This window comes from Xanthomonas campestris pv. campestris str. ATCC 33913, from assembly GCF_000007145.1.
Lineage (GTDB): Bacteria > Pseudomonadota > Gammaproteobacteria > Xanthomonadales > Xanthomonadaceae > Xanthomonas > Xanthomonas campestris.
Map to the genome: position 1 here is coordinate 1,533,269 of NC_003902.1, position 25,071 is coordinate 1,558,339.

Genomic DNA, 25,071 nt, shown 5'->3' on the forward strand with positions numbered 1-25,071 from the left:
GCGTTGCCACTCGGTGTTGTCGTGCATGTGCAACGGCGTCTGCGCGCGATCAGCGCTATCGCAGTCATCTGTGTCGATGAGCCACGCGCGCGCGTGCTTGTGACTTGCTGCGTTTGTTTGCAGCGGCAACGCTCGGCTGCGGCTGCTCAAGAAAAATGCCGCTGCCCGATCACCACGCATGGCGACCGGGCAGCGGTGCGGTTACGCCGGCAGTGCCGGGTAGTCGGTGTAGCCTTCGGCGCCGCCGCCGTACAGCGTGGCCTGGTTCGGTTCCGCCAGCGGCGCGTCCTCGCGCAGGCGGCGTACCAGGTCCGGGTTGGCAATGTAGGCACGGCCGAAGGAGACCGCATCGGTGTCGCCACGGCTGATCGCCTGTTCGGCCATCGCCTTGTCATAGCCGTTGTTGCTGATCCATGCGCCATCGAACTTGGCCCGCAGCGCGGTGTAGTCGAAAGCGATGTTGTCGCGCGGGCCGCCGGTGGCGCCCTCGATCACGTGCACGAAAGCCAGCCCGCCGATCAGGTTCAGCCGCTCCACCGCGCGCTCGAACAAGGCCTGCGGGTCGGAGTCGTGCATGTCATACACCGGCGTCACCGGCGAGAGCCGCACACCGGTGCGCTCGGCGCCGATCTCGTCGGCAATGGCCTGCACCACTTCGGCGAGCAGGCGCGTGCGGTTTTCGATATCGCCGCCGTAGGCATCGGTGCGCTGGTTGGAGCCGTCGCGCAGGAACTGGTCGATCAGGTAGCCGTTGGCCGCGTGCACTTCCACGCCGTCGAAGCCAGCATCGATGGCGTTACGCGCAGCTGCGCGGTAGTCCTCGATCAGCGCGGGAATTTCCTCCAGCGCCAGTGCACGCGGCTCGGAGACATCAGAAAAGCCCTGCGCGGTGAAGGTCTTGCCGGTGGAGCGGATGGCGCTAGGGGCCACCGGCACTTCGCCCGGCGGCAACAGGCTGGTGTGCGAGACGCGGCCCACGTGCCACAGCTGCAGCGCGATCTTGCCGCCCTGCCGGTGCACAGCATCGGTGACCGCGCGCCAGCCTTCGACCTGCGCGGGCGTGTGGATGCCGGGGGTATCCAGGTAGCCCTGGCCGAGCGGGCTGATCTGGGTGCCTTCGGCGATGATCAGGCCGGCAGTGGCGCGCTGGGCGTAGTACTCCACCGCCAGCGGCGACGGCACTGCGCCAGCAACGGCGCGGTTGCGCGTCAGCGGCGCCATGATCACGCGGTTGGACAGATCCAGCGCGCCCAGGCGCACCGGCGAAAACAACGGAGAAGGAGTGGAAGTGGACATCGGTCGCCAAGTTGAAAAGGAGAAAATGCGTACGTCGCGATCTTGCCGATGACGTAGGCCTCCCAGCGATGGTGGCGGACTGATCTGTATTCGAGGCTGCACCGATGGGACAGTGCGTCTTTTGTAACGTGTTTCAGCGCATTCTGTGAAGTGTCACGAGGCATGTGCTGAACCAAGGCGATGGCGCGCCTTTCGCCAGATGCTGCATTGCACAATAATGGGCGGCTCGCCATTGTGGACCCGGGCATGTCTTCCAACGATGCTTCAACGCCGCGCGTGCCTCGCCGCGACTACGTGCTGATCTTGCTGGCACTGGCGATGGGCGGGTTTGCCATCGGCATCAGCGAGTTCTCCACGATGGGCCTGATGACGCAGATTGCGCACGGGCTGCACATCAGCGAGCCGCAGGTGGGGCATGTGATCAGCGCGTACGCCCTGGGTGTGGTGGTGGGTGCGCCGCTGCTGGCGATCCTGGGTGCGCGCTGGCCGCGACGCACCTTGTTGCTGCTGCTGATGGTGTTCTATGCGCTGGGCAACCTCGCCAGCGCATTGGCGCCGAGCTACCACACCATGTTGCTGTGCCGCTTCATTGCCGGCCTTCCGCATGGGGCGTATTTCGGTGTGGCCTCGTTGGTGGCGGCGTCGATCAGCCCGCCCAACCAGCGCGCCACTGCGGTGGGGCGCGTGTTGCTGGGCCTGAGCGTGGCGCTGCTGGTCGGCAACCCGTTGGCCACCTGGCTTGGCCAGAGCCTGAGCTGGCGTTGGGCGTATGCGGCGGTGTCGGTGATTGCGTTGGGCACGGTCGCGGCAGTTGCGGTGTTGCTGCCACCGGCACCGGACGAACCGCGCCAGCAACCCCTGCGCGAGATGCGCGCGTTCAATCAGCCGCAGGTGTGGTTTGCGCTGGCAATTGGCGCGGTAGGTTTTTCCGGCATGTTCTGCGTCTTCAGTTATCTGGCGCCCACGCTCACCGCCGTGACCGGTGTGGCGCCTGCGCGCATTCCGCTGGCCATGGCGGCCTTCGGCGTAGGCGGCGTGCTCGGCAGCATTCTTGGCGGGTGGTTGTTCGACCGCATGCAGTTCCGCGCGGTGCCGGTGTTGCTGGTGTGGTCGATCGTGGTGATGTTGACCTTCCCGTTGGCGGCGTTGTCGAGCAGCTGGGTGTTCGTGTCGATCGTGGCGGTCGGCACCATGGGCGCACTGGCACCGGCCCTGCAGACCCGGTTGATGGACGTGGCCGCAGAAGCGCAAACCCTGGCCGCCGCGTCCAACCATGCCGCGTTCAACACCGCCAACGCGTTGGGGCCGTGGCTGGGGGGCATGGCGATCACGGCGGGGTGGGGCTGGACCTCCACCGGCTATGTCGGTGCGGCCACCGCACTGGGCGGCTTGTTGGTCTACAGCTGCGCGGTGTGGCAGGAACGTCGCCAGCGCGCGCTGGCAGCCAGCTACTAAGAGCGTCTAACAAAACCTGGCGGCTGCGCAGTAGTTTTGATAGCTGCTCTAAGTCGCAGCGGCGCTGCATGCGATATGGCGCCGCTCAGTTGCAAACGCGCACATGTAGCGCTGCACGGCTAGCTCACGGCGCGCTGCCGAGACTGCTGGTTTCCAACACAGTGAGCGTGCCGCGGTGACCACTCCGACTCCACCACCCTGGACGCGTGCAGCGCCCAAGCGCCGTACTGGCAGCACGCCGTTGAGCGATGCACAGAAGGCTGCAGCCAAGGCGCGCGCCGATGCGGCGGGGCGGCGCTATCCCAATCTGGTCGACAACATGTGGGCCAGCAAATTGCCCAAGGACGGCTGATGCATGTCACTTCAGTCCAGGCCGCTTGCATTGAATGAATCGATGTTCATGGCAGGCACGGCCGCGTGAGGACAGCGGGGCAATCACTCACACACGGCTTATGGCGGCAAGACCAGGATGAGGCCGTACACAGCGACACCGCAGTGACACGGAACGATTGAAACCCCTTTCTTCCGCCGCAGCGCATGACAGTAACGAGCGTGCGCAGCGCTGGACCACCTGCAACACAGGAGTGACATATGAGCATCCAGAGCAAGACCGAGCATAGCCTCAACGACCTGATCGCCATTTCCCGCGACGGCAAGGACTTCTACGAAGAAGCCGCAAGCAAGGTGGGCGATGCCGAACTGGCAACGCTGTTCCGCCGCATTGCAGGCGTGAAGTCCGACATTGTCAGCAACCTGAGCAGCGTGGTTGCGTCGGTTGGCGGCAAGCCGGAAACCCACGGCACCATGGTCGGCAGCATGCAGCAGTTCTACGGCAAGGTGCGCGCCACGCTGGGCGACACCAAGTACGGCTACGTGGCCGAGCTGGAAGAGTCCGAAGACCGCCTGCTGAAGGCGTTTGACGAAACCATCGCCGACCAGGACACCCCGGCTGCCGCACGTGATGCCGCGCTGCGCCTGCTGCCGGAAGTGCGCGCTTGCCATGACGTCATGCGCAACCGCAAGCACGCGATGAAGAGCGCTGCGTAATACGACAGCGTGACCGGATGCACCGCATGGTGCAGCTTCGGGAAGTAAACGATAGAGGCGGAAACGGGTAGCGCGAGCTGCCCGTTTCTTTTTGTGTGGTGTTGTTGAGTTGTATGGAGTTATTACGTGGCACGAGCGCACCTTCATCGCCGAGTGCACCGCAATTACCGAGTACCTGGACGCGCTGGACCAACGCACCACACTCAGCGGGCAAACGGCTGTGGAGCAGGGGCGCATCCATATGCAGTGCTACGGGCAATGTGTGGCATATGGCCCGCATCACTTTGTCGATGCACGGTGCGTAGGCGCTCGACTTGGGTGACGCAGGCGATGTAGCACGTCGCATCGTCTACATTGCGCGTGTCGATGCAACGACGACCGCAGTCACCCAGCATCAGCGCTGTCATTAGCAAGCACCAACACGCCCTGTGTTCTGCAGCGTGAGCGGTTCTGCTAGTATCCGCCGCCCTTGTTCAGGCAGGCCGGCGTCCGCGGTCGTGGATTGATCCCATGCAGCAGCAGTTCCTGTACCTGTCCTCCGCCGAAGCGCAGCTGTCGCTGGGCCTGGGCGAAGAGAAGACCACCGAGCGCCTGTTTTTTGCGGTGATGGCCGATGCCGCCACTGCCACGCATGCCGCACAGATCGGCAGTGCGCTGCTTCAGGCCGGGCTGGTCGAAGGCAAGCCGCTGGCGCCGGAGCGCTTGCATGTCACCTTGCATCATCTGGGCGATTACGCCGGCGGCCTGCCACCATCGCTGGTGGCGCGTGCCAGCCAGGCGGCCGAACGCGTGGCGCAGCAACCGTTCGAGGTGGAGTTCGACCGCGTGGGCACATTCGGTGGGCGCCGCTCGCAACTGCCGTGCGTGTTGCGTGGCGAAGAGCAGGTACGCGGGCTGTACGACCTGCAAGGCGCGCTGGGCCGGCAACTGGCGCACGTGGGCATTGCCGGCGATGCGCAATACACCCCGCACATGACCTTGCTCTACTGCAATCAGTCCCTGCCGCAACGCCGCTGCGACCCGTTGCTCTGGACCGTCACCAACTTCGCCCTGGTGCGCAGCTTTCTTGGCCAGTCGCGTTATCAGATCGAAGGGCGCTGGTTACTGCGCTGATGTGCACGCCGGCATCAACGCGTTAGCCTGCGCGCATGGACTCCACACCGCTTCCGTTATCGCCTGACCATCTGGCCGCGCTGGAACAGGCCTATGCCACGCCGCCGCGCGCCTACCACCACTTCGGCCACGTGAGGGCCGTGCTGCAGCATTACGCCGAGGTTGCGGCGGGGCCAGGCTGGCAGCAGCCGGTGGAAGTCTGGCTGGCGGTGCTGTTCCACGATGCGGTGTACGTGCCCGGCCGCCGCGACAACGAAGCCCGCTCGGCCGACTGGGCGGTGGCCTGTATTCCGCAATGGTGGCCGCAGGCGCCGGTGGACCTGGCCCGGGTCCAGGCGCTGATCCTGCTCACCGCCCGGCATGGCCAGCTGCAGCCGCAGGACGTGGATGCCGACGCGGCGCTGTTCCTGGATTGCGATATGGCCATTCTTGCTGCGCCGGCCGAGGTTTTCGACGCCTACGACCGCGGAATTGCCGAGGAATACCGTGGGGTGGTGCCCAGCCTGCTGTTCCGGCTCAACCGCGGCCGTTTCCTGGTCGGGCTGCTCAAGCGCCCGCGCATCTTCCTCAGCGATGACTTTCACGCGCGCTGCGATGCCGCCGCGCGGGCCAACCTGCGCCGACGGCTGGGCCGCTAGGCCACGCGCAGCGATCAACACGATTGCGCAGCCCCCGGGCGGGCGCGGCCTGCGTTCGAAATCCTCACTCATCCCCACACGCTTGGCTTCCGCCGCGCTGTCCGCACCCGCCTGACGATTGCTCGCTCCATTGAGTGAGCGTTCCAAGGCCCAGTCAGCCTGCGCGGTACACTTGCCACATGCACGACGGCGCTTCTTCTCACCACGATCCACGCCCGCAGCCGCCGCAACCGCCGGGCCCCAACGAGTGCTGCGAGAGCGGTTGCCCCTTATGCGTGCATGACCTGTACGCCGAGGAGCTGGCGCGTTACCGCGCCGCGTTGGCCGCCTGGCAAGCACGCCAGCCTGCGGCTGCGCCGTGAGCGAAGCAATGCGCTTCGCGGCAGCACGTGGAACGATTATCTTTGGCCCACTCTTCCCGATGGTGCGACATGCGACGACTTGAGATGTGGAGCGCGCTTTGCGGCGCGGCGGCAGTGGCGCTCTCCGGCATGGCCGCTGCACAGGCGCCGCAGGCGGTCAGCCACGGGCGTTTCGAGCAGATTCCGGTGCTGATGCCCAAGGGCGAGCCACAACGCGTGGTGATCTGGCTGGCCGGCGACGGCAATACGGCCACCCGTAAGGCCCAGGCCGAGGCGCTGCGTGCCGACGGTGCAATGGTGGCGCTGGTGGATACCGCGCATCTGTATGGCGTGGTGCGCAAGGATGGCGGCACCTGCGCGTTCTCGGTGGGCGATGTGGAGAACTTCTCGCGCTACCTGCAGGCCTTCTATCACATCCCCACCTATCGGCTGCCGCTGCTGGTGGGCGATGGCGAAGGCGCCGCACTGGCCTACGCGATCGCCGCGCAGGCCAAGCCGCACACGCTCGCCGGCGTGCTGACCGACGGCCTGTGCCCGGCGGCGGTGTCGGATCAGGCGATCTGCCAGCCGGGCGTGCGCCCGGGCAGCAACAGCCTGGTGCCGGCGCCGTTGCAGATTCCGTGGGTGCTTGCCAGCAGCCAGGGCACCCGCTGCCCGTCCGCTGCCGAAGACGCCTTCCTCAAGCAGATTCCGCAGGCCCGGACATTCCGGCGCTCCAGGCAGGGCGATATTTTGCCAGGGCTACGCGCAGCGGCGCGCTCGCTGGGCGAGCAGAAAGGCGTGGCCTTGCCGCCACCGCCGGGTGGCCTGGAAGACCTGCCCGTGGTCGAATTGCCGGCCAGGGGTGATGGCGACAACGACGACGACACCTTCGCCATCTTCGTCTCCGGTGACGGCGGCTGGGCGGGGCTGGACGAGGAGGTTGCCGATGCGCTGGTGGCGCAGGGCATTCCGGTGGTCGGACTGGATTCGCTGCGCTACTTCTGGAGCGAACGCACGCCGCAAGGATTCGCCACCGACCTGGACCGCATCGCGCGGTTCTATGCGCAGCGTTGGCAGCGCCGGCGGGTGGTGCTGATCGGCTTCTCGCAAGGTGCCGACGTGCTGCCGGCGGCCATCAACAAGCTGCCCGCACCCACCAAGCAAAACCTGCGCATGACCGCGCTGTTGTCGGTTGGCAAGCTGGCCGACTACGAGTTCCATGTCAGCAACTGGCTGGGGTCGGACGACGACGGCTTGCCGATCGCCCCGGAAGTGCAGCGCCTGCCGCCTGGCATCACCGTGTGCATTTACGGCCAGGACGATGAAGACGCGCTGTGCCCAAGCCTGCCGGCGGAGACGGCCAAGCGCGTCGTGCTGCCGGGCGATCATCACTTCAAGGGCGATTACGCGACTTTGGCGAAGGTGATCATGGAACAGCTGCACGCGCTGTCGAAACCGTAACGAGCAGGGCAGCGCACCGCGTGATCGCACGCGGTGCGCGGGTCAGTTATCGCGTCAGTCCTGCCGGCCCGGGTCTACCGAGATCAGCCGAGTGACATCCAGCAGCGCGGCGGGCAGATGCATGCCGCCGGGCGCGACCAGATAGCGTGGGCGCCAGGTCGGTGCGAACTTGGATTTGAAGCGGCGCAGCCCGCTGAAGCCATAGAAGCGTTCGCCATGCCGCGCCACCAAGCTGGCGAAGCGATTCCAGCGGCCAGCCAGCCGATGCTCGGCCAGGCCCGACAGCGGTGCCATGCCCAGCGAGAAGCGCGTGTAGCCGTTGGCATGGCCCCACAGGAACAGCTCGATAAACAGGAAATCCATGGTGCCCTTGGGTGCCTGCGCGCTGTGCCGCATCAGGTCCACCGACAACTCGCCGCCGGCAGGCGCGCACCACACATTGGCGAACGCCACGATCTTGCCCTCCGCCTCGGCAACCGCCATCGGAAACCGGCGCAGGTAGTCCGGGTCGAAACTACCCAGCGAGAAGCCTTTCTCTTCGCCGGCCTTTTCGTCCAGCCATTGCTCGGAGACCTCGCCCAGCTCTGCCATCACCGCATCCACCTGCTCGGGCTGCAGCATGCGGAAGCTCAGGCCGCCGCGCTTGCCGCGGTTCCAGGCCTGGCGCAGGTCGGCGCGGTCGCGGCCTTCCAGGGTGAAGCCCTCCAGCGGCACGATCGCTTCTTCGCCCAGCTTGACCAGGGTCAGGCCCATGTCCAGATAGGTCTGCCAGTATTTCTCGCCCACCTGGTAGAACACCGGGCGCAGGCCCATGTGGTCGGCTTCCTCGCGGAAGCGCCAGATCAGCGCACGCGCCACCTCCGGCGGCCCGACCGGGTCGCCCATCGAGATCAGCGAGCCGCCGTAGCGCTGCATCATCACAAAGCCCAGGCCCTTCTCATCACGCAGGAACGCCTTGTCGCCGGTGAGCGCCAGGCAGGCCTGGGTGTCGGCGCTGCTGGCCAGCACCGGTGCCAGGGCCTGCAAGGCTTGCGCATCGGCTGGCGGCATTGGCCGGCGACCGCCGCGCAATAGGCGTGCGGTGCCGAACAGGATCACGCCCACGCACAGGATCAGCAGCGCACGCAGCGCACGCGGCGCATTGGCCGAGGTGGCGAACTGCCACCACAGGTCGTTGCTGTATTCGACATGGCTGTAGACGAAGAACAACAGCCAGAACGTGGCCACCAGCACCAGCCCCAGATTGCTCAGCCAGCGCCACGACCAGGCTTCGTCCAGCAGCGCGCCCTGGCGATAGAACTCCCGGCGTGCCGCCCACAAGGCCACTGCGGCCAGTGCGGCCGACAGCGACACCGAGATATGGCTGCCGCGCAGCAGCGACAGCGGCGGCAGCAACACGCACACGCCCAGTGCCAGCACCCAGGCCGAATGGCTGCGGCGTTGCAGGCCCTGGCCGATTAGCAACAGCAGCATGCCGCCCAGGCTGACCAGCAGGTGCGAGGTCTCGATCAGCGGCAGCGGCGCCACCTCCTGACGTGCGCGTGGCGTGGGCAGGGTGCCGTCGATCACCAGCGCCGCACCTACCGCAAACACCGCCAAGGCCAGGATCTGCGGCAGCCACGGCCGCAAGGTCTTCCACACCGTGCGCGCGGTGCTGGCACTGGCGCGCACCGGTGCGCGCAGGCCGGTGGCCGCGGCCATGGCCACCGAAATCAGCAACGGCACGATGTAATACGTGACCCGGTACGCCAGCGCGGCCGCCAGCACCGCCGCCGGGGTGACATGCGGCAGCAGCTTGAGCAGGCTCCACTCGAACACGCCCAGGCCGGCCGGCACGGTGGAGATCAGCCCGGCCACCACCGCCACCAGCCAGATGCCGATGAAGCCGAAATAGCCGGTGCCCGGATCGGGCGGCAGCAGCACGTAGAACGCCGCCGCGGCCAGGCCCAGTTCGACCACGCTGAGCGCAGTCACGCCCAGCACGGTGGTGCGGTCGGGCAGCCAGAAGCGATGGCTGCGGATGCCGAATTCGCGTCCGTGCCGGCCCACCAGCACCAGCATCGCCAGGTAACCGGCCAGCAGCGCGATGCCGGCGATGCGAATGCCTTCGGCGGCGATCGGCAGTGCACGTGCGGCCGCTTCGGGTTCGAGCATCAGCGCAATGCCGAGCAGCACCCAGGCGCCGAAGATGAAGCCCAGCGTGCTCATCAGCACCACTTGGCCGATCTCGGCCAGGGTCAGCCCCACGCTGCCGTAGCCGCGCAAGCGCACCGCGCCGCCGGTGAGCGCCGCAAAGCCCAGTGTCTGCCCCACCGCGTGCGCCATGAAGGCGGTGATGCCCACCCGCGCCGGATGCAGGCGCTTGCCGGTGCGCTTGAGGCCCACCCAGTCGAAGCCCACCAGGCACGCATAGCTGCTCAGGCCAAGCAGCAAGGTGAGTGCGATCTGGCCGGCGCCGAGTGCGCGGAACGCCTGCCGGATCTGGCGGTAGCCGTGATCGGTGAATTGCGAGGACAGCGCGTGCAGCGCCATGGCCAGGATCGCCAGGCTGATGATCACGGGCAGCGCACGGCGCCAGCCGCTGGCGGTCGCTTCGGAAGGCACGGGGGTATCCGTCATGGGGGCAACGGGATCTGCTGAAAGGAGGGGAGTGCGCACGCGCCGCGGAGGCAGCAAGTGCGAAGGATCTGCATGGGCCGGACAACGTGGGAGTGCATGCAGCGTGGTCGCGTGGGCGCCGGTGGAGGGTGAACACAGGGTTCGATCGGGCCGACACATTGTCGGCCCTGGACGGCCGCGCGCATCATAGGCCAAACGGGCGCATGCGTGCGGTTGGAACGAAACGATGCAAAGCGATGCAGTGAAGGTGCAGACAGGATGTTGAAGCGTGAGATGGCGCAAGGCAGGGGAGCTGATGCACAGGCCGTGCCAGGCGCGCCGCCGCGCTGGAGCGCGCATGCCGGCAGCACCGCCGCCGTGGTTGGCGTGGCATTCGTCGTGCTGGTGCTGACCCTGCAACTGATGCGTGCCGACCTGGACTGGGTGGGCGCGCAACTGAGCCTGTATCTGCACGGGCCCTACGGGTTGGTACTGCGCACCGCTTATTGCGTGCTGGCCGCGAGCATGGCGTGGTTGGCGCTGGGCCTGCATGCCGCGCTGATGCCAACCGCGCGCAGCCGCACCGTGCTGGGCTTGTTCTGGGCCGCGGCACTAGGCCTGAGCGCAGTCTCGATCGGCGACAGCTGGATGCCGACGCTAGCGCCGAACGCGGCGTTGATGGTGCATCTGTTGTCCGCGCAGGCCGCGTTTCTATGCGTGATTGCCGGGCTGCTGCTGCAGTCGTGGTATTTCCGCAACGACCCACGCTGGCGCAGCCGCTTCGTGCCGGCCTTCGGCCTGGGCCTGGTTGCGTTTGCGGTCTTGCTGTTCAACGTGAGCGTGCACACCGCGCCACGCGGCATCAGCCAGAAGACCGCCATCGTGCTGATCGTGATCTGGTTGACGCTGGTGGGCAGTTGGCTGGCACGCGCTGCACGTTCATCGCATTCGCGTGACAATGCCCGGGTCAACCAACCGTAGGAAGCCTGAAGATGCTGCAGCGATTCGATACCGGCCCGCGTATGTCCGAAATGACCGTCCATGGCGGCGTGTGCTACCTCGCCGGGCAGATTGCCGACGACACCAGCGAAGACATCACCGGGCAGACCCGTCAGGTGCTGGCCGAGATCGACAAGCTGCTGGCGATGGCCGCCAGCGACAAGACCAAGATTCTGCGTGCGGAAATCTTTCTTGCCGACATCGCCGATTTCGACGGGATGAACAAGGCCTGGGACGAGTGGGTGCCGCATGGCTTCACCCCGGCACGCGCCACCGTGGAAGCCAAGCTGGCGCGCCCGGAGTGGAAGGTGGAGATCGTGATCACCGCAGCAACGAGCTGATTGGCTGATCAATCACTGCGCGCGGTGCTGCGGCATCGCGCTGCGGGCCGGTCGGCAGCATGGCTGCCGACTGACCGAGCTGGTCAATCGGCGCAGGTCAGCGCTTGGCGAAGCGGTAATGCGCCACGCCCCATTCGCGGCCTTCGTCGTAGCCGAACAGCTCCGCGCAGGCCAGCCAGAACATGCGCCAGCGCTGCCACCAGCGCTGTGCATCCTCGCCGTAGGTCTGCCGCAGCAGCGGCATGATCTGTTCGCGGTGCCGGTCCTGGTTTTCCAGCCAGGCATTGGCGGTCTTTTCGTAATGCTCGCCGGACAACACCCAGCGCTGTTCGATCACCACATCCTGCTGAAACTGCAGCAGCGTATCGGCCGCCGGCATCAGCCCGCCGGTGAAGAAGTGCCGCCCCATCCAGTTGTCTTCGCCGGCCACTTCGAACGGGTAGGCCAGGTCGCGGTGGCAGAAGATATGCACGAACAGCTTGCCGCCCGGCGCCAGCCAGCTGCCGATCCGCGACAGCAGCTCGCGGTAGTTGCGCATGTGCTCGAACATTTCCACCGAGACCACGCGATCGAAGCTGTCAGTGGGCAGTGCCAGCGCATTGACGTCGGCGGTGATGACCTGCACGTTGCTCAGCCCGCGCACGCGGCACTGTTCCAGGATGTGCGCGCGCTGCGGCCGCGAATTGGACACCGCGGTGATGCTGGCATTCGGATAGCGCTCGGCCATCCACAAGGTGAGCGAGCCCCAGCCGCAGCCCAGCTCCAGGATGCGCTGGCCATCGGCCAGTTCGGCGCGCTCGCCGTACAACGCCAGCATGCGCAGTTCGGCCGCGTCCAGGTCCGGCGTGGTCGCGTCCCAGTAACAGCTGCTGTATTTCAGGCGCCGCCCCAGGCATAGGGTGAAGAACTGCGGGGGCAGCTCGTAATGCTGGCGATTGGCGGCATCGGTTTCGATCGCGATGGCGCTGCCGCGCAGGCTGTCGATGAAGGTGCGTTGGCGCTCGCCGCTGGCATCGGCGCCATCGCGGCGTTCGTCCAGCAGGCGCTGCGCGCATAGACGGCGGATGCCGTAACGCAACGCGGCATCGGGCAGCACGCCGGATTCGGCCAGGCGGGTGGCAAAGCCTTCTTCGGGATGCGCGGAGGGCGGGATGGTGACAGTGGACATGCGACTCTCCAGGCGAATCAGGACGAAGGGGGAAGCGGGAAAAATGCGCTGGTGCTGCGTTGATACTGGGCGTAGTCCTCGCCACGCGAGCGCAGTGCCTGCTGCTCGGTATAGGGGATGCCGGTAAAGCGATACAGGAACACGAACATCACCACCGGGCCCAGCGCACACAGCGCCAGCAGCCACGGCCCCGCACCGACCGCCAGGGCCAGGTACGCAAACCAATGCACGAATTCGAAGAAGTAATTGGGATGCCGCGAATAGCGCCAGAGCCCGGTGCGACACGTCTTGCCGCGGTTGGCCGGGTTGGCCTTGTGCGCAGACAACTGCCGGTCGGCCAGCGCCTCGCCGCCGACGGCGATCAACCACACCACAATCGCCAGGCTGCTCCACACGCTCCATGCCGGGTTCGGGTTGCTGGCCGCGGCTAGGAACGGCACCGAGAACAGCACCACCACCATCGCCTGGGCCAGGAAAAAGCCCAGGAACTTGCGCTGATCGCCGTTCCAGTGCTCACGCAGGGCGCGGTAGCGGCCATCCTCGTGGGGGTCGCCGAACACGCGCACGCCCAGGTGCCAGGCAAGCCGTGCGCCCCACACGCCGCCGAGCACCGCCACCAGCACGCGTGGCAGCAGCGCACCCTCGGACATCCACGCGCAGTAAGGCGCAGCAACCGCCAGGCAGCCTGCCCATAACACGTCCACCGGGCCGGCGTTGCCACTGCGGCGTTGCCACAGCCAACCCAACACCATCACCACGGCGGCGAACACGCCGACATGCAGCAGCGGCCAGACAGTCATTGCGGGTCTCCAGTGATGGGCTCAAACGCGGGGCGTGCCAGGCGCCGGGCATACAGCGAGAGCAGGCCGCAGGCCGCGCCCCAGCCAATCGCCAGCGCCAGCACCGCACTGCGCTGCGGTGCCAGCAATTCGATGGCCTGCCAGCTGCGCTCGGCCAGCCAGTACGACAGCGGCCCGAAGACCGCGCCCAGCACAACCGCCAGCCACGGGCGCTGCATCACCGTTGCCAGTGAATGATTGAGCGTGAGCGCAAATCCCAGCCAGAGCGCCAGGATCCACGCCGGCGCGAGCACGCTGCCCGGCCACGGCGCGGCGTAGCGCACCCAGTCGCCTGCGGCCAGTGTGGTGTCCAGCAACAGCCCCAGTGCGACGGCGGCCAGCAGCAACTGCCAGTCGCCGCGCGCGCGCCGCGTGGGCCACAGTTGGTAGAGCGCAAACAGCGCCAACGCCAGCAGCGTGGGCCACACGCGCCCACGCGCGGCTGAGCTGACCGCCACCAGCCACAGCACCTGCAAGCCGACGTAGTTGCCCAGCTGCTTCATGCGGCGCTGCTCAACCCGGGCACGAACTGCGGCGGACGTGCGCCCGGCTTGCTCAACCACAGATGCACATCGCCGATCGAGCGTTCCAGGAAACCGGCTTCGCAATAGGCCAGATAAAATTCCCACATGCGGATGAAGCGCTCGTCGTAGCCCAGTGCGCGCACCTGCGGCAGTTGCGCCATGAAGCGCTGCCGCCACGCACGCAGGGTCAGTGCATAGCTGGGGCCGATGTCTTCCAGATTGAACAGGCGCAGATCGCTGGCGCGGCCGATGGCGCCGGTCATCGCCGCCACCGAGGGAATGAAGCTGCCCGGGAAGATGTGCCGCTTGATGAAGTCCACCGAGCGCAACGCCTGCGCATAGCGATGGTCTTCGATGGTGATCGCCTGGATCAGCGCCTCGCCCTCGTCGGTCAGCAGGCTGCCGACCTTGGCGAAGTAGGTGTCCAGGTATTGGTGCCCGATGGCCTCGATCATCTCGATCGACACCACGCGGTCGTAGTGGCCTTCCAGGTCGCGGTAGTCGCGCAGCAGCACCGTCACGCGCTCGCTCAAGCCGGCTGCAGCGATGCGCTGGGTGGCCAGTTCGAACTGTTCGCGCGAGATGGTCGTGGTGGTGACGCGGCAGCCATGTTCGCGTGCGGCATGCAGTGCAAACCCGCCCCAGCCGGTGCCGATTTCCACCACATGGTGCTGCGGGCCAAGGCGCAGTTTTTCGCAGATGCGTTCCAGCTTGCGGGTGGCTGCGCGCTCTAGCGCCGCCTCGCCCTGCGCTTCTTCGCCGTCGACGAAGATGGCCGAGGAGTACATCAGGTTGGCATCCAGGAACAACCGGAACAGCGGGTTGCCCAGGTCGTAATGCGCCGCGATGTTGCGCCGGCTGCCGCTGCGCGTATTGCGTGCCAGCGTATGCAGGCTGCGCATGGCCCAGCCGCCCAGGCGGGCGGTGCCGGTCTCCATCGCGTCCAGTCGGTCGCGGTTGCGCAGCAGCAGGCGCATCAGCGTCACCAGATCGTCGCACTGCCAATCGCCATCCATGTAGGCCTCGCCGGCGCCGACACTGCCGTTGAGCGCGGCCTGCCGATAGAAGCGCGGGTCGGTCACCCGCAACTGGGTCTGCAGCGCCTGCGTGCCGCTGGCATTGCCGAGGGTGGTGACGCGATCGGCTTCATGCAGCTGCAGCTGCCCATCGCGCAGGTCGCCCAGTGTGGCCAGCAGCCGCTTGCGCAACAGACGATCGGTCCACGAGGCCGCGCGCGGCGCGGCAGTGTCGGGCAGGGAGGTGGCACTCATGAGCGTTCTCGCACAGGCGGAGTGGGGTGATCGTGGACGGGGTTGCCGCGCAGCCACAGGCGCAGTGCCTGCCAATGGATGGCCAGCACCACCTGCACGGTCATCAAGGGGTAGCCAAGCAGCGTGCGCGCCAGCGTGCCTGCGGTCAGCGGCTGGCGCTGCAGCACCAGCGTGGCGTCGAAGCGGCGCGCCTGCTGCGCAGGGGGTTGCGGCGTGGCGTCGATGGCATCCAGCACATCCATGTGCACGCGCAGGTGTTCGGTGGGCACGCTGAAGCGCCAGTCGTAGTGGTGCTGCATGCCCATGAACGGCGACACGTGGAAGCGTTTATCGAAGCGCCAGGCATGCACATCCCGATGGCTGCGCGCCTGCGCCACCGGCAGCACATAGGTGTGGCGCTGCTGCCAGGGCGTGTTGGTGATTTCGGCCACAATCCAGCGCAGCCCGTCGTGGCGGTCGAAGCAGTAGTAGAAGCTGACCGGATTGAATACATGGCCGAAGTAACGCAGGTGCGTGAGCAGGCGGATCGCACCGTCCGGGCGGTCGCCGGTGTGGGCCTGCACGCAGTCGCGCACGGCCTGGTCCAGCGGCACCTGCGGGTCGCCCAGGTAGTCGCTGCGGCGGAACTGCGCCAGATTCGCGCGGCCCACCGACCACAGCCAGCGGCGCGCAAAGACGTGCTCCAGCTCGGCCAGATCCAGATACATCAGGAACAGGCGGTAGCGGAATTGCAGCGGCTTGGGGGCGTAGCGGCGGTGCCGCACCCAGCCGGTATAGATGGCGCTGCGCAACGGGCCGTGCAGCCGTCCGGTACCACCGCCCTCGGTGGGCGGCAGTGGAACGGCATCGGTGATCGCTTCGCGCAGCAGCTGGGTCACCACGGCACTCCCAGTGCATGCGCCACGTCCACGCCGCTGCGCAGGCCATCTTCGTGGAAGCCGAAGCCCCACGCCGCGCCGGCAAACCAGGTGTGCCGCTGGCCCTGGATCTGCGCCTTGCGCGCCTGCGCATCGAGTGCGGCGGCGTTCTGCACCGGGTGGCGGTAGCGCATGCGGCGCAGCACTTTCTCCGGTGCGATGTCCTGGTCGCGATTGAGGCTGACGATGAACGGCTGCGGTGCGTTGATCGACTGCAGCGCGTTCATCCAGTAGCTCACCGTGCACGGCGCCTGCGGGTCGGCCGGCACATGCGCATTCCAGGCCGCCCAGGCGCGGCGGTCGCGCGGCAGCACGCTGGCATCGGTGTGCAGCACGGTGTCGTTGTTCTGGTAGGTGATGGCGCCCAGGATCTGCTGCTCGGCAGGCGTGGCATCGCTGAGCAAGGCCAATGCATCGTCGGCATGGCAGGCGAGTACCACCTCGTCGAAATGCTCGTCGCCGCGCAACGAGGTCACGACCACGCCGTTGCCAGCCCGGCGGACGGCGTGCACCGGCGTGGACAGGCGTTCCTGCACCTGCCAACGCCGCCGCAACGCGCGCACATAGCTCGACGAACCACCGCGCACCACCTGCCACTGCGGCCGTCCGCTGATCTGCAGCATGTGGTGATTGGCCATGAAGCCGATCAACTGGCCCATCGGAAATTCGAGAATGCGTTGCGAGGGCGAGGACCACAGCGCCGAGGCCATCGGCACCAGGTGCTGGTCGCGAAAGGTGTCCGAATAGCCGTGCCGGTGCAGGTACTCGCCCAACGTGCTGAAACGCTCGTCGCTGGTCAGTACCGCAGGCGCCTGCCGGTAAAAACGCCGCAGATTGGCCAGCATGCCCCAGAAGCGTGGGCTGAGCAGGTTGCGGCGCTGGCAGAACAGCCCTCCGAGCGAGCCGGCGTTGTATTCGAGCCCGCTGCGCGCGTCGTGCACCGAAAAACTCATGGTGGTGGACTGCGACGCCACGTCGATTTCGGCAAACAACCGGGTGAGTAAGGGGTAGTGCTGCGGGTTGAACACGATGAAGCCGCTGTCCACCGCGTAACGCTGGCCCTCCAGCTGGATGTCATGCGTGTGCGTGTGGCCGCCGAGATAATCGGCGGCCTCGAACAGCGTCACTTCGTAACGCCGCGACAGCAGCCATGCGGCGCCCAGGCCAGCGATTCCACTGCCGACCACCGCGATCCTGCCACCGCTCATCGCGCCACCCGTCCGGCGCGTCGCGTCAGCATGGCGGGCATCGGTTTGAGATCCCACACCAGGCCCACCCACGACATCACCGTGAGCCCGTACCAGGTCATGTCGTATTCCCACCAACGCACGCCCTGGCGCGCCGAGCCGGGAAAGAAATGATGGTTGTTGTGCCAGCCCTCGCCGAAGGTGAGCAGCGCCAGCAACCAGTTGTTGCGGCTGTCGTCGCGGGTGTCGAAGCGCCGGCTGCCGAAGCGGTGCGCCAGCGAATTGATGGTGAAGGTGGCATGGAACAACGCCACCGTGGACAGCACGAAGCCCCACACCAGCAACTGCGCGCCACTGGTGTGCAGGCCAGGCGCTGCAGCCGCCAGCCAGTCGCCCAGCAGGTACAGGCCCAGTGCCAGCAGCACCGGCATCACGATGTCGAAGCGGTCCAGAAATCGCAGCTCGGTGAAGCGGCGCAGATCCGGAATCACTTCCCAATCGGTGCGGAAATTGCGCGGGGTCAGGAACCAGCCGGTATGGCTCCACCAGAAGCCGTGCTGTGCCGGCGAATGCGGGTCACGGCCGGTGTCGGTATGCCGGTGATGGTTGCGATGGTGTGCGGCCCACCACAGCGGCCCACGTTGCACGCAGGTGGCGGCGATCGCGGCGAACACGAACTGCACCACGCGCGAGGTCTTGAATGCGCGGTGCGAGAAATAGCGGTGATAGAACCCGGTCAGCGCGAACATGCGCAGCGCGTACAGCGCCACGGCCATGCTCACTGCGAACCACGACACACCGACCCAGAACACCGCAAAGCAGGCCAGGTGCAAGGCGATGAACGGCAGCGCACGCAGCCAGTCGATGCGGTCCGCGCGGGCTTCGTCCAGCGGTTCGTCGGTTTGCGAATCCACCCAGCGACGCAGGCTGCCGAACCGCCGGGCCTTGCCCGCGCGCTGTGGCGGGGTGGCGGGGTGGGGCGTGGGTGCGACGCGGGGGTCGAGTCCAGAGCTCGGCACGCATGGTTCTCCGTGGTGGATGGGACCCTTTACGGATGCTGCCGACAAACAGATGCACCAGTCCGCTTGATCGTCGCACGCATCCGGCGTCTACGGTTGGGAACGCAAGCGATTCGCGTGGCGGCGCACACAAAAACATCCGCGCAAAGCGCGTGCGCGCGGACGAGTCTGCTTTGCCAGAAGAAGAAAACGGCTGCACGGCTGCGCGGCAGGCGCTGACGGTGCGCAGGTGCAGCAGCTCGCTCGAACGATGCCGTGCGTGCGCATGGTCCGTGCTGCTGGACGACGGCGCGCGAGGTGTTTGCCAATGACGCTGCCAGCGGCATCCTTTGACGGATGCCGCTGCACTCAGGCGATCAAGGCGCCATGGCCAACGTGCTGATGCCGCCCTTGGCCACCACGGTGCCGGTGGCCACGCCGCCCGGCGCACCACCCGGTGGTTCCAGGGTGACGGCCAGGATCGCCTCGTTGCTGAGCATCGGCATCAACGGCGCCGGGATCGACGCGCGCCGCGCACGCTGGTCGTCGAACACGCCCATCGAGTGCGCCTTGCCATCGGGGGTGATCAGCCACAGTTCCGGCACCTTGCCGGCGGTGGCGGTGCGATCCAGCGGCGTCACGGTGATGACCTGCTTGTCGGCATCCATCAACGCCACATAGCCTGGGCGCCCATCGGCGGTGGCCAGTGTGGAGGTCATCGCAATGCCGGTTGCCGGTGGCTTGGCCGGCGGTGTCTGCACGATCGGCGTGTTCTGCACCGGGCCAGATGGCGGCGCGGTCGGCGGGGCGCGCACGCTCAGCAAGGCCAGCACGCAGACCGCTGCAGTGGCCAGGCCACCGGCACTGGCCCAGCGCCAGAAGCGCACGCTGTTCCATAGCGGAACCGCCGCCGGTGGCGCCGGGCTCTGCACGCCGGATGCGGGCACCGCATGCAACGGTGTATCGAAGCCCAGTGCCTGGCGCACACGCGTCCAGACCTGGTCGGCCGGTGTCACCGCGGCGATTTCTTCCAGCAGCGGCGCCAGATGTTCTTGCCATTGCGCCACTGCCTGCGCGAACTGCGCATCGGTGGCGATGCGCTGCTCCACGGCCAGACGGTCGTCGGCGCTGAGCAGGCCCAGCACATACTCGCCGGCCAGCACGTCGCGGGGTGGTTCCTGGTCGATGGGGAAGGGCGTGCTCATCGTTCCAGACATGCCTTGAGTTTGGCCAGACCCCGGCGGATCCAGCTTTTGACCGTGCCAATCGGCGTATCGGTGCGCTCGGCCAGTTCTTCGTAGGTGATGCCTTCGAAGAACGCGGTGCGGATCAGCTCGCTGCGCGGCGGTTCCAGTTCGGCCAGGCAGTGATCGATGCGGCGGCGCGTGGTGAGGCGTTCGGCGCGCTCCAACGGCGAGGCATCGGCCGAGCGCAGTTCGCCGGCATCGTCCAACGCCACGTTACGGCGCTGCGGCGCGGTGGCGCGCAGATGGTCGATGGCCTTGTTGCGCGCAATCATCGCCAGCCAGGTCAGCCCGCGCGCACGGCTCGGGTCGAACTGCCCGGCCTTGTGCCAGATCAGCGTAAACACGTCCTGCAGCACTTCTTCGGCTTCGGCGCGCTGCGGGATCATGCGCAGGCATACCCCGAACAGCTTGGGCGAGGTTTGCCGGTACAACGCTTCGAAGGCGTGGCGGTCGCCGCCCGCCGTTGCGGTGAGCAGGCGTCCGGTCTCATCGTCGTCGTGGCCAGGAATGGCACTCATGCGGTCGGGCGTTGGCGGAGGTGGCGCCGATCGTACCGGACTGAGCCGAAAGAGTCTTTCATCGGTGCTTGAACCACAGCAGCACGGCGGCGAGCAGCAGCAGGATTTCCACACCCGCCAGTGCCACCGTTGGCGCGGAGACCGGCCACAGGCGCGAGAGCGAGACGGTGCGGAACAGCACGATGGGCACGTAGAACGCCAGTGCGACCAGCAGGCCGGTGCGCGGTTGATCGATCCAGGCGAAATAGCCGAACAGGAAGGCCATGCCCAACTGCAGCCCGCCATAGATGACCAGGTATTCGGACTGGCCAGCCGGCGACAGCTGCGTGTAGCCCACCGCCGTGGCGGTCTTGCTTGGCGAGAGGGTGCACCAGATCGCCAGGACGACATAGAGCACTGCGTTGATCCAGAGATAGGCCTTGGCCATGACGATGCTCCTGCAGGGGAAAGGGCTGCCCGGGCCGTTGTACGCAAGCGCGTGTGGGCGGGTGTGAAGAGCGCGGCGGTGCTCACGGCACGTCGCATCGCGCAACCAGCGGTTGCTCGCGGGCCTGGCGCAGCGACTCGGCGTTGGCTGGCTGCGCCGGTGTGTCGGGAAACACGATGCGCACGCGCGGATAGCGGCCATTGGCATCGCGCAGATTGCCCACGCCACGGAATTCCAGTAGGCGCTTGTCGGCGATGGCATAGGTGACTTCCAGGGCCGGCAGCGCCGCGCCATACCAGGCATCCAGGCTGACCTTGTAGCGGCGCTGCCCGGCGGTTTCGCCGATGCGTTGCACGCGGAACGTCAGTTGCCGCTGCAGGCTGGGCAACACGAATTCCACCTGCTGCGCAGCGCTGCCAAGGGCGGCCCAGTGCGTGCGCAGATACGCATCGAAGCCGGCATCGATGACGCGTGGCGTCTCGGTCGCCGGCAGTGCGGTGCGGCGTTCCGGCTTGCCCGGGAGCTGCTGGTACATCTCGCGCACACCGTCGCGCTGCCGCACGCCTTCGCGATAACCATCGCGGCCATCGACCAGGCTGAAATTGGGCGCACTGCCGCCGCCATCGACCTGTTTGCGCGCGAACGGCTGCCCGTCCTTGCAGCGGTACAGCACCAACCGCCCGCCGTCATCGAGCAGCCAATGCGACTCGCGGTAGCGCAGCGCACCGCTGTCGCCATCGAAGGCATCGCCGTCGACGCGGGTGACCGCGGCGGCAGCGCCCAACGGCAGGCAGGCCAGCACCAATAGCAGCAACGGCGGTTTGGGGCGGCAAAGCGTGGCGAGCTTGGTAACGGCGGCGGGCAGGCGCATCGGCGCGTTCCTCGATGACAGTCCTGACCTGATACGAGCGCGTCCGCAGCACGGATGCGGCGGGAGGCGTCAGGGGGTTCCTGAGGTTGGAGGATGGGCGGGCGGCGAGCGTCTGTGACAGTAATCGGCGCACGTGGCCAGGTGCGGGGTGCCGGTCGGGGTGATGCGGCTGGCTGGCGGGGGTGGGGAGCTGGTGCTGATACTGATGCCTGGAGCGGGCGAACAACCGCGCTCAACGATGTGCGCCTCGCCACCCCCTGCTTCACTCAGTGCCCTTCGGCATTCGGGGATCTGACGACGTGTCGCCATGTAGAGGCGAAGGCGCAGAGGGCCCTGGGGCGCGTGGTTCATGCGCTTGGGCGATGCCATCATTCCGTCTGCTCGGCATCGCCGTTGGCGGCCAGGGCGCGGACACCGTCGAATAGGCGCGGACTATGCCTGCGGACCTGCGCAGCCGTTTTCGACCGCTGCGCTTAACCGACTACACGCAGCTCGATGCAATCCACCGGGCAGGCCGGCACGCATAGCTCGCAACCGGTGCACAGTGGGGCGATCACCGTGTGCATATGCTTGGCTCCACCTACGATGGCATCCACCGGGCAGGCCTGGATGCACTTGGTGCAGCCGATGCAATCGGCTTCCACGATCCAGGCCACCTGCGGGGGCAGATGGGTGCCGCGGCTGCGGTCATATGGGCGCGCCGGCACCTGCAGCACCTGTGCCAGCGCCCGCGCGCCCGCATCGCCGCCGGGCGGGCAGTGGTCGATCGTGGCCTTGCCCTCGGCCATCGCCTGCGCATAGGGGCGACAGCCGTCGAACCCGCACTGGCCGCATTGGGTCTGCGGCAACAGGCGGTCCAGACGTTCGACCAGCGTGGGGAGCGAGGTGGGCATTACGCGGCGTGTCAGTGCAGTTGCTGGCCGCGGTACCAGCGCTGCTGCGCCAGTGCGAGCATGGGCCGGTCTTCGCGGCTGTCGCCATAGGCATGCACGCAGTCGTACTGCGCCAGTGTGTAGCGCAGGCGAATCTGCGCAGCCTTGTGCGGGCCGCAATCGCCATCGGCGTAGCGGCCGGTGAGCCGGCCGGCCGCGTGCTCCAGCTGGTTGCAGATCAGCGAGAGGCCATGCTGCGTGCACCACGGCTGCAGGTACAGGTCCAGCGATCCCGAGACCAGCACCACCTCATGGCCTTGGGCCTGGTGCCAGTCGATGCGTCGCATCACCTCCGGGCGCAACACGCCCGGCAGGTCGGTGCGTGCATAGCTGGCGCCGTGCGTCTGCATCTCGTCCAGGGCGCGGCCCGTGAACACCAGCCGCGTCACCCGCGCGCGCAGGCGCGGCGCCGACACCAGCCCGAGCCGATAACCCGCCACCCACGGACCCACCTGCCACCGTGCCGCCGCCCGCTGTTCCGGGCTGGCCACCTGGCGCAGGAACCGCGCGTAGGTGTCGCAGGTGGTCACGGTGTGATCGAAATCGAACAGGGCGAGTTGCATTGGGGCGGGGAATCGGGAATCGGGAGTTGGGAATGGGAACTGCGTCGTCTGCTGTCAGAGTGTCGTTCGCGCTGCGTTGCCCTGTGGAAGCCGAGCAGGCGTGAAGGACAGGGCCGCGTGCGTTGCGATTCCCGATTCCCCACTCCCGATTCCCTGCTTCACCGTACCGGCATCCCCGGCTGTGCGCCCGCATCGGCGTCCAGCAGCGCGAGGGCGCCGCCGTCGAAGCCGGCCGAGAGGATCATGCCTTCGCTGATGCCGAAGCGCATCTTGCGCGGGGCCAGGTTGGCGATGAACACCACGCTGCGGCCGACCAGCGTTTCCGGCTCGCCGTAGCTGGCGCGGATGCCCGAGAAGATCTGGCGCTTGCCCAGCTCGCCGGCATCCAGTTCGAAGCGCAGCAGCTTGTCCGAGCCTTCCACCGCTTCGCACACCAGCACCTTGCCGATGCGCAGATCGAGCTTGGCGAAATCGTCCATGCCAATAAGACCTGGATTCGCGACGGAGGCGGGGGGATTGGCCGGCGTAGCCGCTTTTGCATCGATTTTGGCCACCTTTTCAGCGCTGGCGGTGGTTGCAGCCGGTGCCGCAGGTGCGGCCATCGTGTCTTTGGAAGCGTCGGTCATGGCGTCGATCAATTTGGGGTCAATGCGGGTGAACAGGGCGGTGTAGGGCTGGATGACATGGCAAGTGAGCGGGCGGCTCACGTCCTCCCAACTGGTCATCGGTGCCGACAGGAAGGCCTCGGCCTCGGCGGCGGTACGCGGCAGGATCGGCTTGAGCGCGGCCACCAGCAGGCGGAACAGGTTCAGGCCCTGCGTGCACACCGATTGCAGTTGCGCGTCGGCGCCTTCCTGCTTGGCGATCACCCACGGCTTGGTGTCGTCGATGTACTTGTTGGCCTCGTCGGCCAGCGCCATGGTCTGGCGGATTGCACTGGCCGGGTCGTTGCGCTCGTAGGCTTCGCGAATCGGCGCCAGTGCCTCGACAAAGCGCGCGTACTGCGCCGGATCGGGCAGCGCGTCGGCCAGCTTGCCGTCGAAGCGCTTGCCGATGAAGCCGGCGCAGCGGCTGGCCAGGTTGACGAATTTGCCGACCAGGTCCGCGTTCACCCGCGCAACGAAATCGCCCAGGTTGAGGTCCAGGTCGTCGACGCCACCGGAGGATTTAGCCGCGAAGTAATAGCGCAGCGCCTCCGGCTCCAGGCCGACATCCAGGAACGTCCGCGCCATCACGAAGGTGCCGCGCGACTTGGACATCTTGGCGCCGTCCACCATCAGGTAGCCGTTGACGTGCAGCCGGGTTGGCGCGCGGTGGCCGGTGCCATGCAGCACCGCCGGCCAGAACAGGCCGTGGAAATTGACGATGTCCTTGCCGATGAAGTGGTGCAGTTCGGTCTGCGTGCCGGCCGCCAGATGCGCCTGGAAGTCTTCGCCCATCTGCGCGCACAGGGTCTTGAAGCTGCACAGGTAGCCGATCGGCGCGTCCAGCCAGACGTAGAAATACTTGCCGGGCTGGCCGGGAATCTGGAAACCGAAATACGGCGCGTCGCGCGAGATGTCCCACGCGCGCAGGCCGCCTTCGGCATCCAGCCATTCCTTGAGCTTGGCCTTGACGCCCGGCAATGCCACGTCGCCATCCAGCCACTCCCGCAGGAAGCCGTCGAAATGGCCGACTTCGAAGAAAAAGTGCTCCGAATCGCGCAGCTCGGGCGTGGCGCCGGAGATCACCGACTTGGGCTCTTTCAGCTCGGTCGGCGCATAGGTCGCGCCACAGACTTCGCAGTTGTCGCCGTACTGGTCGGCGCTGCCGCAGTTGGGACAGATGCCCTTGATGTAGCGGTCCGGCAGGAACATGCCCTTGGCCGGATCGTAGAACTGCGCCACCGAGCGGCGGCTGATATGGCCGGCGGCCTCGAGCTTGGTGTAGAAGGCTTCGGTGAGTTCGCGATTGACCGGCGAATTGGTCGAATCGTAGTGATCGAAGGTCACCCCGAACGCGGCGAAATCGCGCTCATGGCTGGCCTGGATGTTGGCGATGAAGGCCTCTGGCGTGACGCCCGCCTTTTCGGCCGCAAGCATGATCGGCGTGCCATGGGTGTCATCGGCGCAGACGAACCAGGTCTTGTCGCCGCGCAACCGGCGCGCGCGCACCCAGATGTCGGCCTGGATATAACCGACCAGATGGCCAAGATGCAGCGGCCCATTGGCATAGGGCAGGGCGGTAGTGACGAGTGCGGTGCGGGTCATGGCGGGCGTAATGCGGGGGACACGTGATTATCGCACGGCTGCGCACGGGTCCAGGCGCAGTTGCCCAC

25 protein-coding genes are annotated in these 25,071 nt (G+C 66.9%); 9 read left to right on the plus strand and 16 right to left on the minus strand.

What is annotated here, in order from left to right; all coding sequences use genetic code 11:
* Window positions 1–201 precede the first annotated feature (201 nt).
* Complete coding sequence (locus XCC_RS06860; protein WP_011036508.1) at window positions 202–1,296, minus strand: alkene reductase; 1,095 nt, start codon at window positions 1,294–1,296, stop codon at window positions 202–204.
* A 246-nt stretch (window positions 1,297–1,542) separates the two neighbouring features.
* On the opposite strand from XCC_RS06860, the gene XCC_RS06865 reads away from it, so the two are divergent.
* From XCC_RS06865 to XCC_RS06890, 7 genes are all read left to right on the plus strand, one after another.
* The gene (locus XCC_RS06865; protein ID WP_040942359.1) at window positions 1,543–2,751 is read left to right on the plus strand and encodes an MFS transporter; all 1,209 of its coding nucleotides are present in this window, start codon (window positions 1,543–1,545) and stop codon (window positions 2,749–2,751) included.
* A gap of 175 nt (window positions 2,752–2,926) precedes the next feature.
* A complete protein-coding gene (locus tag XCC_RS22065) occupies window positions 2,927–3,103 on the plus strand; it encodes a hypothetical protein (protein WP_011036510.1) in 177 nt (58 codons plus the stop codon).
* 239 nt (window positions 3,104–3,342) lie between these two features.
* A complete protein-coding gene (locus XCC_RS06870; protein WP_011036511.1) occupies window positions 3,343–3,798 on the plus strand; it encodes a PA2169 family four-helix-bundle protein in 456 nt (151 codons plus the stop codon).
* Window positions 3,799–4,308: 510 nt separating this feature from the next.
* Window positions 4,309–4,911, plus strand: a complete 603-nt coding sequence (locus XCC_RS06875; RefSeq protein WP_011036512.1) for a 2'-5' RNA ligase family protein — start codon at window positions 4,309–4,311, stop codon at window positions 4,909–4,911.
* Window positions 4,912–4,946: 35 nt separating this feature from the next.
* Complete coding sequence (locus XCC_RS06880; RefSeq protein WP_011036513.1) at window positions 4,947–5,549, plus strand: HD domain-containing protein; 603 nt, start codon at window positions 4,947–4,949, stop codon at window positions 5,547–5,549.
* Between the two features lie 179 nt (window positions 5,550–5,728).
* A complete protein-coding gene (locus tag XCC_RS06885) occupies window positions 5,729–5,911 on the plus strand; it encodes an oxidoreductase-like domain-containing protein (protein ID WP_012438846.1) in 183 nt (60 codons plus the stop codon).
* A 69-nt stretch (window positions 5,912–5,980) separates the two neighbouring features.
* Window positions 5,981–7,354, plus strand: a complete 1,374-nt coding sequence (locus XCC_RS06890) for a virulence factor (RefSeq protein ID WP_011036514.1) — start codon at window positions 5,981–5,983, stop codon at window positions 7,352–7,354.
* A 54-nt stretch (window positions 7,355–7,408) separates the two neighbouring features.
* Here XCC_RS06890 and mprF read toward each other — a convergent pair whose 3' ends face one another.
* Entirely contained in the window at window positions 7,409–9,973 is a 2,565-nt protein-coding gene (gene mprF, locus XCC_RS06895; protein ID WP_011036515.1) for a bifunctional lysylphosphatidylglycerol flippase/synthetase MprF, read from the minus strand.
* 258 nt (window positions 9,974–10,231) lie between these two features.
* On the opposite strand from mprF, the gene XCC_RS06900 reads away from it, so the two are divergent.
* Both XCC_RS06900 and XCC_RS06905 read left to right on the plus strand, forming a co-directional pair.
* Window positions 10,232–10,933, plus strand: a complete 702-nt coding sequence (locus tag XCC_RS06900) for a DUF998 domain-containing protein (RefSeq protein WP_016944161.1) — start codon at window positions 10,232–10,234, stop codon at window positions 10,931–10,933.
* Between the two features lie 11 nt (window positions 10,934–10,944).
* Complete coding sequence (locus XCC_RS06905) at window positions 10,945–11,292, plus strand: RidA family protein (RefSeq protein WP_011036517.1); 348 nt, start codon at window positions 10,945–10,947, stop codon at window positions 11,290–11,292.
* 97 nt (window positions 11,293–11,389) lie between these two features.
* Here XCC_RS06905 and XCC_RS06910 read toward each other — a convergent pair whose 3' ends face one another.
* The 14 genes from XCC_RS06910 to metG all read right to left on the minus strand — a co-directional run bounded on the left by XCC_RS06910 (window position 11,390) and on the right by metG (window position 25,003).
* The gene (locus XCC_RS06910) at window positions 11,390–12,460 is read right to left on the minus strand and encodes an SAM-dependent methyltransferase (protein ID WP_011036518.1); all 1,071 of its coding nucleotides are present in this window, start codon (window positions 12,458–12,460) and stop codon (window positions 11,390–11,392) included.
* 17 nt (window positions 12,461–12,477) lie between these two features.
* Window positions 12,478–13,260: a DUF1295 domain-containing protein gene (locus XCC_RS06915; protein ID WP_011036519.1), complete on the minus strand. Its 783-nt coding sequence runs from the start codon at window positions 13,258–13,260 to the stop codon at window positions 12,478–12,480.
* Window positions 13,257–13,802, minus strand: coding sequence for a DUF2878 domain-containing protein (locus XCC_RS06920; protein ID WP_011036520.1), 546 nt, complete (start codon window positions 13,800–13,802; stop codon window positions 13,257–13,259). The genes XCC_RS06915 and XCC_RS06920 overlap by 4 nt, the downstream gene beginning before the upstream one ends.
* The gene (locus XCC_RS06925) at window positions 13,799–15,094 is read right to left on the minus strand and encodes an SAM-dependent methyltransferase (protein ID WP_011036521.1); all 1,296 of its coding nucleotides are present in this window, start codon (window positions 15,092–15,094) and stop codon (window positions 13,799–13,801) included. Before XCC_RS06925 ends, XCC_RS06920 begins: the two co-directional genes overlap by 4 nt.
* A complete protein-coding gene (locus XCC_RS06930) occupies window positions 15,091–15,975 on the minus strand; it encodes a DUF1365 domain-containing protein (RefSeq protein WP_014507203.1) in 885 nt (294 codons plus the stop codon). The genes XCC_RS06925 and XCC_RS06930 overlap by 4 nt, the downstream gene beginning before the upstream one ends.
* Entirely contained in the window at window positions 15,969–17,219 is a 1,251-nt protein-coding gene (locus tag XCC_RS06935) for an NAD(P)/FAD-dependent oxidoreductase (RefSeq protein ID WP_011036523.1), read from the minus strand. The genes XCC_RS06930 and XCC_RS06935 overlap by 7 nt, the downstream gene beginning before the upstream one ends.
* Entirely contained in the window at window positions 17,216–18,217 is a 1,002-nt protein-coding gene (locus XCC_RS06940; protein ID WP_012438843.1) for an acyl-CoA desaturase, read from the minus strand. Before XCC_RS06940 ends, XCC_RS06935 begins: the two co-directional genes overlap by 4 nt.
* 356 nt (window positions 18,218–18,573) lie before the next feature.
* Window positions 18,574–19,401 carry an anti-sigma factor gene (locus tag XCC_RS06945; protein WP_043877808.1) on the minus strand — a complete coding sequence of 276 codons (828 nt, stop codon included), beginning with the start codon at window positions 19,399–19,401 and terminating at the stop codon, window positions 18,574–18,576.
* On the minus strand, window positions 19,398–19,961 hold the full coding sequence (locus XCC_RS06950) for a sigma-70 family RNA polymerase sigma factor (RefSeq protein WP_011036526.1): 564 nt from the start codon (window positions 19,959–19,961) through the stop codon (window positions 19,398–19,400). Before XCC_RS06950 ends, XCC_RS06945 begins: the two co-directional genes overlap by 4 nt.
* Before the next feature lie 58 nt (window positions 19,962–20,019).
* Window positions 20,020–20,388 (minus strand): DUF4345 family protein, encoded by a 369-nt coding sequence (locus XCC_RS06955; protein ID WP_014507208.1) that lies wholly within the window; start codon window positions 20,386–20,388, stop codon window positions 20,020–20,022.
* 82 nt (window positions 20,389–20,470) lie between these two features.
* Window positions 20,471–21,259 carry a hypothetical protein gene (locus tag XCC_RS06960; protein WP_011036528.1) on the minus strand — a complete coding sequence of 263 codons (789 nt, stop codon included), beginning with the start codon at window positions 21,257–21,259 and terminating at the stop codon, window positions 20,471–20,473.
* 473 nt (window positions 21,260–21,732) lie between these two features.
* Window positions 21,733–22,152 carry an Rnf electron transport complex subunit RnfB gene (gene rnfB, locus XCC_RS06965; RefSeq protein ID WP_011036529.1) on the minus strand — a complete coding sequence of 140 codons (420 nt, stop codon included), beginning with the start codon at window positions 22,150–22,152 and terminating at the stop codon, window positions 21,733–21,735.
* 11 nt (window positions 22,153–22,163) lie between these two features.
* On the minus strand, window positions 22,164–22,754 hold the full coding sequence (locus XCC_RS06970) for an HAD family hydrolase (protein WP_011036530.1): 591 nt from the start codon (window positions 22,752–22,754) through the stop codon (window positions 22,164–22,166).
* A gap of 158 nt (window positions 22,755–22,912) precedes the next feature.
* A complete protein-coding gene (gene metG / locus XCC_RS06975) occupies window positions 22,913–25,003 on the minus strand; it encodes a methionine--tRNA ligase (protein WP_011036531.1) in 2,091 nt (696 codons plus the stop codon).
* Window positions 25,004–25,071 lie beyond the last annotated feature (68 nt).